The organism is Novosphingobium aeonii (assembly GCF_052279045.1).
GTDB lineage: Bacteria > Pseudomonadota > Alphaproteobacteria > Sphingomonadales > Sphingomonadaceae > Novosphingobium.
The window spans coordinates 157,862-172,666 of sequence record NZ_CP176833.1; the positions used below are offsets into that span (position 1 = coordinate 157,862).

Here is a 14,805-nt window from a genome sequence, read left to right on the forward strand (position 1 = left end):
ACTCCTCCTCCCTGAAAACTGCGAGCCGGCGTCCCCAATGGGCGCCGGCTCATTTCTTTTGAGGGTCACGCGATGTTGACGACGTACCGCCGCCTTGTCCTGACTGCCGCGCTGCTCGGAGCAGGGATCGCCTCGCCCGCCGTGGCGGCGCCGTGCCCATGGGTCGCCGCGTGGGGTTCCTCGCAGATGGAGCCGGGCGCCGACAATGCGCTGCCGGCAGAAGCCCTGCGCAACGTGACGCTGCGCCAGACCGTGCGCCCCTCTATCGGCGGCAGCGCGGTACGGGTGCGGTTCTCCAACGCCTTCGGCGACCGGCCGATGACGATCGAGGCGGCAACGCTGGCCCGCGCGGTGCAATCCGGCAAGGCAGCCGTCGATGCGCGCACGGTCACCGCGCTGCGCTTTTCCGGCAAGCCCCGCGTGGTGATCCCGCCGGGGGCGGACTGGCTATCCGATCCGGTGGACATGCCGGTCAGCGCGTTCGAGGATCTTGCCGTCTCGATCCACCTGGCAGAGGTGCCAGGACGGCAGACCTCGCATCCGGGTTCGCGCACGACATCCTATTGGCTGGCGGGCGATCACGTTGCCGAAACGGACCTGCCCTCGGCCCATCCCGTCGATCACTGGTTCATGCTGTCCGGCATCGAGGCGCGCGCCTGCAAGGCCGGGGCGGTGGTGGCGCTGGGCGATTCCATCACGGACGGGCGCGGTACCACGACCAACGGCAACGACCGCTGGACCGACGTGCTGGCGCGCCGTCTTGGCGGCGGGAAGGCGGTGATAAACCAGGGTATCGGCGGCAACCGCGTGCTGCTGGACGGGCTGGGGCCCAATGCCATGGCCCGGCTCGACCGCGACGTGCTGGCGCTGCCCGGGGTCACGCACCTGATCCTGCTGGAAGGCATCAACGACCTTGGCAACCTCACCCGGCTCAAGCCGGTGAGCGCCGAAGAACATGCCGCCATGGTCGAGCAGGTTACCGGCGCCTATGCCCAGATCGTCGCCCGCGCCCGCGCGCACGGCATCAAGGTCTACGGGGCGACGCTGCTTCCCGACATGGGGACCGAGTTCTACCATCCCGATGCCGCCAACGAAGCGGACCGGCAGGCGCTCAATGCGTGGATACGCGCGCCCGGAAACTTCGATGGCGTGATCGATTTCGACAAGGTCATGCGTGACCCTGCGCGGCCGGACCGGCTCAATCCCGCTTACGATGTGGGCGATGCGCTTCATCCGAACCCTGCGGGCTACAAGGCCATGGGCGATGCTATTGCGCTGGAACTGCTGCGTTAAGGGAGGCGGGGCAGACCTCGTCGCCCGGACGTTCGAGCGGCGCAGCCCTCAGCAAGGCGGGCGTCGGGCCGGGTATGGCCGGATCGGTGGCGGCATAGAAACCGTCGCGCTGCGCGTGCTCGAGCGTGACGAACCGGAAGCCCATGTCCCGGTAGAGCGACAACAGCCGCGGCAGCATCCGCGCATCGAAGGCGCCGACGTGAAGCAGCAGGACATAAGGCACGTCGCGCCCGAACCGGCTTTTTGAGGCAGCCCGCGCCGCTTGCGCATCGCGGCGGGCGGCGGCGAGATAGCGGGTTTCGATATCGGCGACCGCTGCTGCGTTCCCCTGCGCGATGCAGCGGGCGTAAGGCGCGTTCCACGCCCAGTCATCAAAGGAGAGGCTGACGCCGGCGATGCGATAGTGCCGCTGCGCCAGTGCCTGACGCACGGCGTCTCGCTCGGCGGGGGCCTGGCCTTCGGCGAGATATGGATAGCGCAGCCAGCGTTTCATGCCGAGCGGCGCCAGAACGGCTTCGTTGCGGTCGATCTCGGCCACGAACTGTGCCGCGCCGACCTTGTCGAGATTGCTGTGAGCGTAGCCGTGATTGCCGAAAGGCAGGCCCGCCGCGCGCCAGCGGGCCAGTACGGCATCAAGCTCGCCCGGCGCGCCCTTGCCCGCATTCACGAAGCCGAATGCAGGCGCGCGGGCCTGCTTCAGCGCCGCCACGATCGCATCGACGACCGAGACCGGCGTTTCGCCCGAAGGGTAGGGCGTATGCAGCGGCAGGTCGTCGAACGTCAGCGCGATCTGCGGCGCCGGGGGTGCCGCCTGTGCGACAAGGGGGACGGCGGCCAGCAACGCCGCCACCAGCAGGCGCGCAGGCTTCACGGCCGTCCCCACCGAACCCGGCCTTAGCGAACGAACGGATCGATCGTCCTGATCGTGCCGTCTTCGTTGTAGTGCAGTTCGGTCACCTTCACGTTGCGCAGGCGCGTCTGGCCGGAAAGCTGGCTGTCGGCGTAGAACAGCCACCACTTGCCGTCCTTCTCGACGATCGAGTGGTGCGTGGTCCAGCCTTCCACCGGCTCCAGGATGCGGCCCTTGTAAGTGAAGGGACCGTAAGGGGAATCGCCGATGCCATAGGCAAGGTAATGGGTGTCGCCGGTCGAGTAGCTGAAGTAGTACTTGCCCTTGTACTTGTGCATCCACGCGGCTTCGAAGAAGCGCCGGTCATGGTCGCCGCCGAGCAGGAGCTTGCCCTTCTCGTCCACGATCTTCACTTCGCGCGGGGCTTCGGCGAACTCCAGCATATCGCCGCTCATGCGCGCCACGCGCGGGAGCAGGGCGGGCTTGTCGTCCGCCTGGAGATCGGTCTTCGAGCCATCGGGATCGTACTTGCCGCCCTGGTTGCGCTGAAGCTGCCCGCCCCAGATGCCGCCGAAGTACATGTAGCTCTGGCCGTCCGTGTCCGTGAAGACCGCGGGGTCGATCGAATAGCTGCCCTTGATCGGCAGGGGCTGCGGCTTGAACGGGCCCATCGGGTCCGTGGAAGTGGCCACGCCGATGCGGAAGGCGCCCTGCTTGTCCTTGGCCGGGAAGTAGAGGTAGTAAGTGCCATTCTTGAAGGCGGCATCGGGCGCCCACATCTGCTTGTCGGCCCAGGGTACCTGCTTCACGTCCAGCGCGACGGGGCCGATGGTGACCTTGCCGCCCACGTTGTCCATCGACAGCACGTGATAGTCGCGCATTTCGAAATGGCTGCCAAGGTCGTCCTCGGGCGTGGGGCCGTCGATGTCATGGCTGGGATAGATGTAGAACTTGTCGTTCCACACGTGGGCGGAAGGGTCGGCGGTGTAGATTTCGCTGACGAGCGGCTGCGAAAGGTACTTCTTGCCCGAAGCGGCGTCCGCTTCGGTGGCGTCGGCGGAAGCCGTGGCTTCGGGGGCGCCGCCGGTGCCGTTGCAGGCTGCCATCAGGCCGCAGAAAGCGGTTGCCGCAAGGGCTGCGTAAATTCGCCTCGACACATCAATCTCCCGGTCGGTATGAACGTTATCCGGGAAAGATAGCGCTAACAATCGGTGGGCACAACCGCCATTCTGCGGGTCGGTGCAGACCGCAGGATCAGCGCCTTTCGTCGCTCCAGCCGAGGCCGAGCGCCTTCTGCACCGCGATATAGTCGATGGTCAGTTGCGCGCGTGCCTGCGCGGTGGAGGTTGCCGCGCTCAGTTCCTGCCGTTCGATGTCGAGCTGGTCGATCAGGCTGCTGGTTCCGGCGCGGAAGCGCTGGCGATTGAGATCGGCGGCGGTTGCCGCGCTGCGCTGGGCCATCGTGAGCTGGGCAAGCTGGCGCCGTGTCGCCCCGAAACGAGCAAGGCTGTCCTCGGCATCCTGCAAGGCTTCTAGCACGGCCTGGCGATACTGCGCCTGCGCGCCGTCGCGCTGGGCTTCCGCTTCCCGCACGGCGCTGCCGCTCTTGCCGAAGTCCAGCACGGGCCAGCTCAGCTGCGGCATCAGCAGGGCGGCGAAATTGCCGGGGTCGAACACGTCGCCCGGTTCGGTGCCGCCAAGGCCGAGGATGCCGGAGAACTTGAGGCCCGGCAGCGTCTGCGCCTTCTTGACGCCGATCTGGGCGGTGCCGGCCGCCAGCGCCCGTTCGGCGGAACGCACGTCGGGGCGGTGGGCGATCAGGGCGGCGGGATCGCCGATCGGAACCGAGGCGGGCGGCAACGGCACCGGGGCCCCGGCCGCCAGTGCGCCGTCCAGTTCGCCCGGCGCCCGGCCGGTCAGCACGGCAAGCGCGTCCTTGTAGATCGCGATCTGCGCGGTGAGCGGCACGTTCTGCGCATCGGTGGCGGAAAGCTGGTTCTGCAGCCGCTCGACCTGAAGCCTGGATGCGGTGCCGGCCGCGTAGCGCTGACGGGTGAGTTCCACGGCGCGGCGCTGGAGTTCGCTCGACCGGGCGTTGAGCCGGGCGCGTTCCTGCACATCGCGCAAGTTGACGTAGGACTGGGCGACTTGCGCGCTCAGCGAGACTTGCGCATCGGCAAGGTCGGCGTAGCGCTGGTCGAGCGTCGCGCGGGCTGCCTCGACGCCGCGGCGCTTGCCGCCGAACAGGTCGGGCTCCCACGAGACATTGGCGCCGACATTGTAGAAGTTGAGTGCGGATGAGCCCGAACTCTCGCCGTCCGCTCCGTCGGAAGACGAACTGCCGCCGATCCCGGAACCGGGCAGGGTGGCGTGGACGTACATCGCATTGGCGGCGACCGAGGGATAGAGCCCGGCGCGGCCCTGCTCCAGCTTGGCGCGGGCTTCCCGGATGCGGGCCTGTGCGGCCTCGATGCTGGGGCTGTTGCTCAGGGCATCGTCGACGAGGCCGGTCAGCGCCGGGTCGCCAAGGCTTTCCCACCAGCGGGCGAGGCCGGGGCCCGCGGCCAGCGAAGGATCGTCGGCGCGCACGAAACCGCCGCGCGCGGCGGCGGCGCTGGCGACTGCCGGGGGGCCGTCATAATCGGGGCCCATGGTGCAGGCACCGGCCAGGACCGAGAGCGAGACCGCGAGGAGCAGGGGTGCTGCGCGCATCAGTGCATGGCCCCCAGCGCGGCGTTGCGCGGCAGCGGGCGCAGGAACAGCACCAGCGGCAATACCGCGAGCGTCACGATGCTCATGGCGAAGAAGATGTCGTTGTAGGTCATGACGAGGGCTTGTCCCTGAATCTGCTGTCCCAGCATGCGGATGCCGGCTTGCGGGCTGCTGATCATCTGGCCGAGGCCGTTCACATAGTCCTGCACGGCGGGGGAATTGGCGTTGAGCGTTTCCTCGATCCGGCGGGAGTGCAGCCAGAGGCGGTTCTGCTGGAGGATCGAGATCCCGGCGAGCGCGAAGCTGCCGCCGAGGTTGCGCATGGAGTTGAACAGGCCGGAGGCATCGCCCGCGTCCTCAGGCGGGACCGACTGCACCACGGCCTGGCTGAGGAAGAGCATGCCCATGATCTGGCCGACCCCCCGCATGAGCTGGGATTCGGTAAAGTCTCCGCCGGTGGAGCCGAGCGTCAGGCTGGTCTCCATGAATGCGGAAAGGCCCATGATGCCCATGCCGAAAGCCACCGCGATGCGGATGTCCACGCGCTTCAGCAGGAAGGGCACGAAGGGCATCAGCAGGATGGAGGGAATGCCGGAGAGCAGCACGACCTTGCCGGATTGCAGCGCGTTATAGTCCGCGATGGAGGCGAGGAACTGCGGGATGGCGTAGGAAGTGCCGTAAAGCACCACGCCCAGCGCCATGCCCATGATCGCCACCGATCCGAACTGCCGGTCAAGCAGGAGTGCCAGCTTGATGACCGGGCGGCGCGCGGTGAACTGGCCGTAGAGCAGGAGGATGAAGCCGATCGCGCTGATGAAGGCCATCTTCTGGATTAGCGGCGAGGCGAACCATTCTTCCCGGGATCCTTCCTCCAGGAACACCGTCAGCCCGCCCATGCCCAGCGCCAGCCCGGCGATGCCGATCCAGTCCGCCTCTCGCAGCAGGTTCAGCCGGGAAGGCTGGTGCTTCAGGCCCACCAGCAGCAGGGTGATGAGGATGAAGGAAATCGGCACGTTGAGGAAGAAGGCGTAGTGCCAGCTCAGGTTCTCCGCGAGCCAGCCGCCGACCAGCGGGCCGATCAGCGGCCCCAGGATCGCGACGACGCCGAAGGCGGCCGTGCCGATGGACTGCTGGTGGCGCGGCAGGCGCTGGGCGATGATGGTCTGGGCGGTGGGGATCATCGCGCCGCCGGTGAAGCCCTGTCCCACCCGGCCGACGATCATCATCACCAGCGAGTTGGCGAACCCGCAGACGATGGAGAATCCGGTGAACAGCGTAACCGCGATCAGCAGGAACGTGCGCAGGCCGAGCACGCGTTCGAGCCAGGCCGAAAGCGGGATGATGATGATCTCTGCCACCAGATAGGCCGTCGCCACCCAGGCGCCTTCGGTGCCGGTGGCGCCGATCTCGCCCTGGATCGTGGGGAGGGCGGAATTGACGATCGAGATGTCGAGCGTCGCCATGAGCGCGCCCAGCGTGCCTGCCGCCACTGCCAGCCAGGCGCCCAGGTCGGCGTTGGCCGGTCTGGCGGGAGCGGTGCCGTTACCGGAGGGCAGGGCGGTGCTCGCCACTTCAGCGGCCCTTCGCTTCGAGCCGCTCCTGGTCCTTCTCGATGCGGCCGAGTTCGTCCTTTGCGCTGCGGGTATCGACCGTCACCGAAACGGACAGGCCGGGCAGCAGCACCTTGCGTGCCGAGGCGGGGGCTTCGATCTCCAGCCGCACGGGAACGCGCTGGACGATCTTGGTGAAGTTGCCGGTAGCGTTTTCCGGGGGGAGGATCGAGAACTGCGCGCCGGTGCCCGGCGATACGCTGGAGACGCGGCCGACGACCTCGACCCCGCTGAGGGCATCGACCGAAATCCGGGCGGGCTGGCCCGGACGCATCAGCGCAAGCTGCGTCTCCTTGAAGTTGGCGACGACGTAGAGCTTGTCGAGCGGGACCACCGACATCAGCCGGGTGCCTGCCTGCACGTACTGGCCCACCCGCACGGTGCGGTCGCCCACGCGGCCCGCGATCGGCGAGGAGAGGTGCGTGGAGGAGAGGTCCACCCCGGCCGCTTCGAACTGGGCGCGGGCGCCCTGGCCCTGCGCCTCGGCCTGACGGATCTGTGCCTCCATTCCGGCGACGCGGCGCTTCTGCATCTCCAGCCCGGCGGCCTGTTCGCGCACCTGCTGCGCGGACTGGGCGGCGGTGAGGCGGAGCTGGGCAAGCTGTTCGCGGGTTTCCGCGCCGCTGGCGGCAAGCGGTGCATAGCGGGCGACTTCGGCGGCATCGTGCGCAGCCTTGGTCTTCGCGGCGACAAGCTGGGCCTCGGCCTGCGCGATCGCGGCCTGCTGCTCGGCGATGGAGGCGCGGGCGTTCTCCGCTCCGGCTGCGGCCTCGGCGATCTGCGCGCGGGCCTGCGCCACCTTGGCGTCGTAGTCCCGCGGATCGATACGGACGAGCTGCTGGCCCTGCGTCACGTCCTGGTTATCGCCCACGAGCACCGCGGCGACATAGCCGCCGACCTTGGGCGCGATCGCCACAGCGTCGGCGCGGATCTGCGCGTCGTCGGTTTCCTCGAAGTACTGGCCGTACGTCTTGTGGCGCCAGTACCAGAGCCCCGCCGCCAGCAGTGCGGCGATCGCCACCCCGATCAGGATGGCCCGGGTGCGCGGATTGATCCCGCGTCGGGGGGCATCGCCCCCGGCATCGGCCGCGTTGCGGTTTTCGGTGTCCTGCGGGCCCTGTGGGGAGGTGTCTTCAGCCATCGCGGCGGGAAATAGCGCCGAGTTCGCGGTCGGTCGAGACTATTGATGCAGCCTCCTTTTTTCCCTGCCGCCGGTTTCAGCGGCGGAACATGGCCGGAAATGCGCGAAGATGACCGGCGCGATATCGTCATGGCGACTTGCCGGGGCACAGGGATCGGCGTAATCTGGAGAAAACATAAAAGACGGAGAAGGTTGTATGGAAAGGTACGACCCTGCGATACAGAGTTGTCCGTTCGGATTGCTCTGCGGCATGAGCCTTACGGCTCTTGCCCTGTTCGTGATGGCCCTGCTTCTGTTCGGTTGAAAGCTGCAATCGATTGAGGTTTTATGCAGGCGGGATCTTTATCCTGTTTCTGCATATGCTTGCTGTTGGCCTTTCCGGCATCGGTTTTTCCCGGCCACTTCCCGTCTCGCGGGCTTCTTCCATGGCAGCCCGGCCGCTGATCGTGCGTTTCCAGCGTGAAAGGAAGTATCACGATGGGCAGGTTGCAGGACGAAGTGCTGGATTTCTGGTTTCGCCAACTGACACCGCAGGACTGGTTCGTCGGCGGCGAGAGACTCGATTCGGTGGTGCGCGCGCGGTTTGGAGCCTTGCACCGGGATGCGTCCGGCGGCGCGCTTGACAGATGGGCCGACGATGCGCGCGGCTGCCTTGCGCTCATTCTCGTGCTCGACCAGTTCTCCCGCCATATCCATCGCGGTACCGCGCAGGCTTTTGCAAGCGACGACAAGGCCCTGTCCCTTGCATTGGACGGAATCGCGGCGGGCATGGACGAGCGTCTCTCGCCCGGGCAGCGCCAGTTCTTCTACATGCCGCTGATGCATTCCGAGGATCCGGCGATACAGGCCCGGAGCATCGAGCGCTTCACGGCGCTGCGCGACTTTGCCGACCGCAATCTTGCCTTTGCGCGCAGCCATGCCGCCGAGATCGCGCGGTTTGGCCGGTTTCCGGGGCGCAACGCGGCACTGGGGCGGGAGCCGGACGCCGATGAGGACGCTTTCCTGAGCGAGGCGGCCCTGTCGCCGCAGGAGGGTGCCGGCTGAACGGGCGGGTCAGGCTGCCGGGAAAGTCATGGTGACGCGCAGGCCCGGCGCGGCGTCGGCCAGTTCCAGGCCCGCGCCCAGTCTTTCCGCCGCCGCCTTGACGATCGCCAGCCCCAGCCCGCTGCCCGTCGGTCCCTGCTCGCCGTGGAGGCGGGCGAAGCGCGACATGGCCTGTTCGCGCAGTTCGGCGGGAATGCCGGGGCCGGTATCGCTGACGATCAGCCGGACTTTGCCGAGCCCCTGTTCGAGCCCGAGCGTGACCGTGCCGCCCCGCCGGTTGTAGCGGATGGCGTTGTCCACGAGGTTGGAGAGCATCTCGTAGACCAGGGCGCGGTGGCCCAGCGCCGTGAAAGGCGTGTCCTCGCCGCCGTCCAGACGAAGTTCCACTTCGGCCTCGATGGCCTGCCGGATGCGGCGGGAGATCACCCGCTGGCTCACTTCCACCAGATCCACCCGTTCCAGCGGCGGCAGGGTGCCCGCCTCGTCCGCGCGGGCAAGGGCGAGGAGCTGGGTGAGCAGGCGCTCCAGCCGGTCGCTCGCCTCGTCGATTTCCTGAAGCGCTTCGCGTGAGCCGCGCCGGGCCAGCGCAACCTGGACCTTGAGCACGGAAAGCGGCGTGCGCATCTGGTGCGATGCATCGGCGGTGAAGCGGCGCATGGCGCTGGTGGCATCGTCAAGCCGGGCGAGCAGGCGGTCGAAAGAACGCGCAAGCGGCCGAAGTTCGGCGGGCAGCGGCCCGGTCTGAAGGGGGGAAAGGTCCGGCGCGGCGCGGGTGTCGCGCGCCTCGATCACGGTGCGCAATTCGGCCAGCGGGCGCAGGCTCCAGCCGAGCGCCGGGCGAATCAGGGCCAGCGCGATCCCGACCAGCGCGCATTCGCCGAACAGCAGCGCGGTCATCAGCCGCTTGCGCAGGGCGTTGCGATTGTCCAGCGTCTCGGCCACCTGAACGACCACCGGCGCATCGATCCGGGGCAGCGCGCGCTTGATCTCGCCGATGCGGATGGGCTGGCCGCGATAGTCGGCATTGCGGAAACGGGCCTCGTCCACCGGCAGGGATGCAAGGTCGGGCGCGGGCAGGTCGGCATAGCCGGTGAGCAGGCGGTTCCCCACGGCAATGCGATAGTAGACATTGTCGCGCTCGGAATTCTCAAGCATCCCGAAGGCGGCGGGCGGCAGGTCCAGCGTGACTTCGCCGCGCTCCACCTGCACCGTTTCGGCAATGGCGCCGAGCGCGCCGCCCAGCACCCGGTCGTTGGTGCGGCGCACGACATCGGAAATCATCGCCGAACCGACAAGGCCGAGCACCAGCGCCACGATCATCAGCGGCCCCAGCATGGCGATGCCAAGGCGAAGGCGAAGCGATACCGCGCGCGGCTGGGCGGCAGGCGCTGTCACGAACGGTCGAGCATGTAGCCCACGCCGCGCACCGTGCGGATGGCCGGGCCGTCCGGCGCAAGCTTGCTGCGCAGCCGCGTGACGTTCACTTCGAGCGCATTGGAACCGACCGGATCGTCGAAGCCGAACACTTCGGCCTGCAAGGTCTCGCGGGAGACGATCTGCCCGGCGCGTGCTGCCAGTGCATCCAGCACCGCCCATTCGCGGCGGCGCAATTCGACCAGCCGCTCTCCCACTTCCACGCGCCCGGTAGAACGGTTGATCGTCATCGCCCCGATCCGCACTTCCGGCGCCGCATCGCCGCCGCGCCTGCGGCCAAGCGCGCGAACGCGGGCTTCGAGTTCCTCCACTTCGAAAGGCTTGCGCAAGTAATCGTCCGCGCCGAGATCCAGCCCGCGCACCCGGTCGTCCAGCCCGTCGCGGGCGGTGAGCATCAGCACCTGCACCTGCTCGCCCCGCGCGCGCAGCCGGGCGAGCACTTCGAATCCATCGATATCGGGCAGGCCCACGTCAAGGATGACCAGCGAGTAGGGCTCGGTCGCCGCCACCGAGAGCGCGTCCTCGCCGCTGGCGACATGGTCGATCGCATGGCCCGCCGCCCGCAGCAGCGAGACCACCCCGCGTGCGAGCTGGGCGTCATCCTCGACGATCAGGATGCGCATGGGAGCGGCCCGGCGGACAATTTTTCGTGAAAGGTGGATGACAGCTTCGGATCGTAGGGCATGTCCATCAGCTTATCCGACATGAGACCCGGAAAGCGAGAGGATACAGGAATGCGCAGCTTCATCACGGTTCTGGCACTTGCAGCGATGGTCGCGTTTCCCGCGATGACCGCGCCTGCCGAGGCCCGGCGCCCGGCCGAGCGCCCGGCCGGCTATCCGCGTTCCTACGACAGCGTCATCGCCGATGCCCAGGCCGAAGGCACCGTGCGAATCTACGCCAATGCCGACAAGGCGGAGATGGTCCCGGTCGTTGCCGCGTTCCGGCGGCTCTATCCGGGCATCCAGGTGCTTTATGCCGATCTCGGTTCGGCCGAACTCTATCGCCGCTACACCGCCGAAACGCGGGCGAAGCAATATTCGGCGGACATCGTCTGGTCCTCGGCGATGGACCAGCAGGTCAAGCTCATCAACGACGGGTACGCGCAGCAATATGCCAGCCCGGAGAAGCCGGCGCTGCCCGCTGCCGCGGTGTGGAAGAACATGGGATTCGGCGTCACCGCCGAGCCGATCGGCGTGGTCTACAACAAGAAGCTCGTGCCGGCCGCGCTCGTGCCGCAAAGCCACCAGCAGCTGGAGCAGCTTCTTCGCAAGCGCCGCACGGCCTTCATGGGCAAGATCGCCACTTTCGACCCGGCGCGTTCGAACGTCGGGTATCTCTACCTTTCGCAGGATTTCCAGATCACCCGCGATACCCGCAGCCTCGTGGAAGCGATGGCGGCGACGCGCCCGGTGCTCATGACGCATACCGAGGAAATGCTCCAGGGCGTTGCCTCGGGCAAACTGGCGATGGCCTACAACGTGATCGGCTCTTACGCGCTCGAACGGGCGCGGCGCGATCCGAACATCGGCGTGGTCTTCCCGCGCGACTATACCATCGTCACCTCGCGCATCGCCTTCATCTCGCGCGAGGCGCGCCATCCGGCCGCCGCGCGGCTGTTCCTCGATTTCCTTCTTTCCCGCGCCGGTCAGGCCCAGCTTGCCCGGCACAGCCTCTGGCCCGTGCGTACGGACGTTCCCGCTTCGCACCGCCTTCCTGCCGGTCAGGCCCGCCCCGTGCGCGTTGGCCCGCAGCTTCTCGTCAACCTCGATCGCCTGACCCGTGAGCGCTTCCTGCGCGACTGGAACGCGATCCTCGCCTCCGGACAAAAGACCAGATGAAAGTCATTGCAGCGGGCACAGCCCTCGCCGCCCTGATCGCGGCGACCCCGGCGCTGGCCCAGGAACCCAGCAGGGAAGACCTTGCCGAACTCGTGCGGGCGCAGGCCGCCGAAATCGCCTCCCTGCGCCAACGCGTGGAGAAGCTGGAAGCCGGTTCGCCGGTTCAGGGTTCGGGTGCCCCGGTAGCGGGTGCCCCGGTCGTGGCCGCAGCACCGCAATCGCCTGTCGCCGCTCCAGAAGCCGCGCCCCAAGTGGCGGTGACGCAGCCTTATGCGCCGCAGCTCCTTCCTCCCGGCCCGGCCGAACGCGATATCGAGCGCGTGCGCGCCGCCGCCGTCTCGGCCTCGGGCGTGAGCACCGAATGGGGCGCGGGCCTGCCGGTATTCCACTCGGCAGACGGCATGTTCAGCTTCAAGCCGCGCGGGCGCATCATCACCGATGTCAGCACGTCCACCGGCTCGAAATATGCGGGGCGCAACCTCACCACCACGGGCATGCGCGCGCTGCGCATGGGCCTTGAAGGTACCGTGGGCACGCACTTCTTCTATCAGTTCGAGACCGATTTCTCGGAAAACGAAGTGGACGTCGTCACCGCCTTCATGGGCTGGCGCAACCGCATCGCGCCGGGCATGGATTACGACGTGCGCGTCGGCCACTTGTTCAACGACCGCAGCTTCGAAGGCTCGACCGGCTCGGATTCGACGCCGTTCACCGAACGCTCGGTGGTTGCCACCGCGATCATCCCGCAGCGCGCCTTCTACGGCCTCGGCATCATGCCGCGCCTGTTCTGGAAGACCGGCCACGCCTCGCTGACCGTCACCGGAGACCGTATCGACGGCGACCAGAGCACGTCCGACAACCGCACCGTGCTCGCCCGCGCGCACTGGAACCCGGTGAAGTCCGACCGCCAGGTGCTGCACCTCGGGATCTGGGGCTTCGACGAGATGCTCCACCCCGGCAAGAACACCCTGACGCGCAACACCGTGATCGGCGGGCGTTTCAACGGCGGCCTGCGGCTTTCCACCGGCACGCTGACCGGCGGCACCGGCACCACCGGCTACGGCGTGGAGCTGGGCGGCTATTCCGGCCCGCTGTGGATCATGGGCGAGGCGGGCGAGCGCCATGCCCGGCTCGACAACGGCCGCCCCGATTTCGTGACCCGCGCGTGGAGCGTCTCGGGCGGCTGGTTCCTCACCGGAGACCTGCCTCCCTATAATCCGCGCCTTGGCAGCTTCGGCCAGCCCAAGGTGCTGCGCCCGGTCTTCGAAGGCGGCCCCGGCGCGATCGAGCTGACCGCGCGCTACGAGAACCTCGAATTCGACGATATCGTCACCCCTGCACAGGGCTGGGCGGCGACGCTGGGCGTGAACTGGTATCTCAACAGCTTCACCCGTTTCCAGGTCAACGCCATCCACTGGAACACGCAGAATACCGCCGGTGCCTATACCGGGAAAGACGATGGACAGACTTTGACCGCCCGCGTCGGCGTCACGTTCTGATCCGTCCCATCCATCCATGACAGACATTCGGGGACAATCATGAGTCTCGCCCTTATCGGCTTCCTGATGGTGGCCACTTTCATGACGCTCATCATGACCAAGCGGATGACCCCGCTGGTCGCGCTGGTCGTCGTGCCCACGCTGTTCGCCCTGCTCGCCGGTTTCCATGCCGGGCTTGGCGACATGATGATCGAGGGCCTGACAAAGCTGGCGCCCACCGGCGTCATGCTGCTCTTCGCGATCCTGTTCTTCAGCACGATGACCGACACCGGGCTGTTCGATCCGCTGGTGGGCCGCCTGATCCGGCTGGTCCACGGCGATCCGATGCTGATCCTGATCGGTTCGGTGGTGCTCTGCGCGCTCGTCAGCCTCGATGGCGACGGATCGACGACTTACATCATCACGATGGCCGCCATGCTGCCGCTCTACAAGCGCTACGACATGAACCGGCTCTATCTCGTCTGCCTGCTGATGGTGACGAGCGGGGTGATGAACCTCACCCCCTGGGGCGGGCCGACCGCCCGCGCCGCCAGCGCGCTCAAGCTCGATCCTTCGACGCTGTTCGTGCCGCTGATTCCGGGCATGATCGCGGGCCTTGCTTTCCTGGTGGTGCTGGCGATCCACTTCGGCCGCAAGGAACGCCGCCGCATCGGCCGCGTCGAAGCCGCGACACCCAAGGAGCTGGCCGACTTCGCCGTCTCGCAGTGGCCCGAAGCGCGCCGTCCCAAGATGATCTGGTTCAACGCCGCGCTGGTCGCCGCGCTGCTGGTGCTGCTGGTCTGGGGCGTGCTGCCCTTGCCGATCCTGATGATGCTGGCCTTCGCGATCTCGATGATCGCCAACTACCCGCATGTTAAGGAGCAGAAGGAGCGCATCGCCGCCCATGCGGGCAATGTGCTGGCCGTGGTCTCGCTGATCTTCGCGGCGGGCATCTTCACCGGCATTCTGTCGGGCACCGGCATGGTCGAGGCGATGAGCCGCGAGGTGGTGAACTTCATCCCGCCGTTCCTCGGCCCCTACATGGCGCCGATCACCGCGCTCATCAGCCTGCCGGGCACGTTCTTCATCTCCAACGATGCCTTCTACTTCGGGATGCTGCCGATCCTTGCCGAGGCAGGCGCACATTACGGCGTGGAGCCGATGGCCATCGCCCGTGCCTCGTTGATGGGCCAGCCGGTTCACCTGCTCAGCCCCTTGGTACCCTCGACCTACCTGCTGGTGAGCCTTGCGGGCGTGGACCTTGCCGATCACCAGCGCTTCACGCTGGTCCCGGCGGCGCTGTGCTGCCTGGTGATGACCTTGGTGGGGATGATGGTGCTGGCCTTCCCGTTCGTGGGATAATTCGGTGTTGCGCCCATCCCCGCTCCGGATTGCCGCGCCC

General features: G+C 67.5%; 12 protein-coding genes. 5 read left to right on the forward strand and 7 right to left on the reverse strand.

The genetic code is table 11. The features are described from left to right. Positions 1 to 72 precede the first annotated feature (72 nt). The gene (locus ACLIMP_RS16520; RefSeq protein WP_054436751.1) at positions 73 to 1,293 is read left to right on the forward strand and encodes an SGNH/GDSL hydrolase family protein; all 1,221 of its coding nucleotides are present in this window, start codon (positions 73 to 75) and stop codon (positions 1,291 to 1,293) included. Here ACLIMP_RS16520 and ACLIMP_RS16525 read toward each other — a convergent pair. The 5 genes from ACLIMP_RS16525 to ACLIMP_RS16545 all read right to left on the reverse strand — a co-directional run bounded on the left by ACLIMP_RS16525 (position 1,268) and on the right by ACLIMP_RS16545 (position 7,606). Continuing rightward, on the reverse strand, positions 1,268 to 2,164 hold the full coding sequence (locus tag ACLIMP_RS16525; protein ID WP_082370287.1) for a polysaccharide deacetylase family protein: 897 nt from the start codon (positions 2,162 to 2,164) through the stop codon (positions 1,268 to 1,270). The two genes, ACLIMP_RS16520 and ACLIMP_RS16525, sit on opposite strands and share 26 nt — an antisense overlap. Positions 2,165 to 2,187: 23 nt before the next feature. Next, positions 2,188 to 3,249 (reverse strand): glycoside hydrolase family 43 protein, encoded by a 1,062-nt coding sequence (locus ACLIMP_RS16530; protein WP_054436749.1) that lies wholly within the window; start codon positions 3,247 to 3,249, stop codon positions 2,188 to 2,190. Positions 3,250 to 3,397: 148 nt separating this feature from the next. After that, the gene (locus ACLIMP_RS16535; RefSeq protein WP_443478567.1) at positions 3,398 to 4,855 is read right to left on the reverse strand and encodes an efflux transporter outer membrane subunit; all 1,458 of its coding nucleotides are present in this window, start codon (positions 4,853 to 4,855) and stop codon (positions 3,398 to 3,400) included. After that, positions 4,855 to 6,426, reverse strand: coding sequence for an MDR family MFS transporter (locus ACLIMP_RS16540; RefSeq protein ID WP_443478568.1), 1,572 nt, complete (start codon positions 6,424 to 6,426; stop codon positions 4,855 to 4,857). The genes ACLIMP_RS16535 and ACLIMP_RS16540 overlap by 1 nt, the downstream gene beginning before the upstream one ends. Position 6,427: 1 nt before the next feature. Continuing rightward, positions 6,428 to 7,606 (reverse strand): HlyD family secretion protein, encoded by a 1,179-nt coding sequence (locus ACLIMP_RS16545; RefSeq protein ID WP_082370286.1) that lies wholly within the window; start codon positions 7,604 to 7,606, stop codon positions 6,428 to 6,430. Between the two features lie 477 nt (positions 7,607 to 8,083). Between ACLIMP_RS16545 and ACLIMP_RS16550 the strand changes: the two genes are divergently transcribed. Then, positions 8,084 to 8,650 carry a DUF924 family protein gene (locus ACLIMP_RS16550; RefSeq protein WP_443478569.1) on the forward strand — a complete coding sequence of 189 codons (567 nt, stop codon included), beginning with the start codon at positions 8,084 to 8,086 and terminating at the stop codon, positions 8,648 to 8,650. Between the two features lie 9 nt (positions 8,651 to 8,659). Here the strand turns inward: ACLIMP_RS16550 and ACLIMP_RS16555 are convergent, their stop codons facing one another. Together ACLIMP_RS16555 and ACLIMP_RS16560 are read right to left on the reverse strand one after the other, a co-directional pair. Then, a complete protein-coding gene (locus ACLIMP_RS16555; protein ID WP_186000053.1) occupies positions 8,660 to 9,985 on the reverse strand; it encodes a sensor histidine kinase in 1,326 nt (441 codons plus the stop codon). A gap of 56 nt (positions 9,986 to 10,041) precedes the next feature. Beyond that, positions 10,042 to 10,707 (reverse strand): response regulator, encoded by a 666-nt coding sequence (locus ACLIMP_RS16560; protein WP_324699121.1) that lies wholly within the window; start codon positions 10,705 to 10,707, stop codon positions 10,042 to 10,044. A 111-nt stretch (positions 10,708 to 10,818) separates the two neighbouring features. Here ACLIMP_RS16560 and ACLIMP_RS16565 point away from each other — a divergent pair, with 111 nt between their 5' ends. The 3 genes from ACLIMP_RS16565 to ACLIMP_RS16575 are packed head-to-tail and all read left to right on the forward strand — an operon-like array spanning position 10,819 to position 14,765. Next, on the forward strand, positions 10,819 to 11,925 hold the full coding sequence (locus ACLIMP_RS16565) for an ABC transporter substrate-binding protein (protein WP_132469871.1): 1,107 nt from the start codon (positions 10,819 to 10,821) through the stop codon (positions 11,923 to 11,925). After that, positions 11,922 to 13,424, forward strand: a complete 1,503-nt coding sequence (locus ACLIMP_RS16570; RefSeq protein WP_132469872.1) for an OprO/OprP family phosphate-selective porin — start codon at positions 11,922 to 11,924, stop codon at positions 13,422 to 13,424. The genes ACLIMP_RS16565 and ACLIMP_RS16570 overlap by 4 nt, the downstream gene beginning before the upstream one ends. A gap of 39 nt (positions 13,425 to 13,463) precedes the next feature. Continuing rightward, positions 13,464 to 14,765: a CitMHS family transporter gene (locus tag ACLIMP_RS16575; protein WP_054436736.1), complete on the forward strand. Its 1,302-nt coding sequence runs from the start codon at positions 13,464 to 13,466 to the stop codon at positions 14,763 to 14,765. The last annotated feature ends 40 nt before the right edge of the window (positions 14,766 to 14,805 follow it).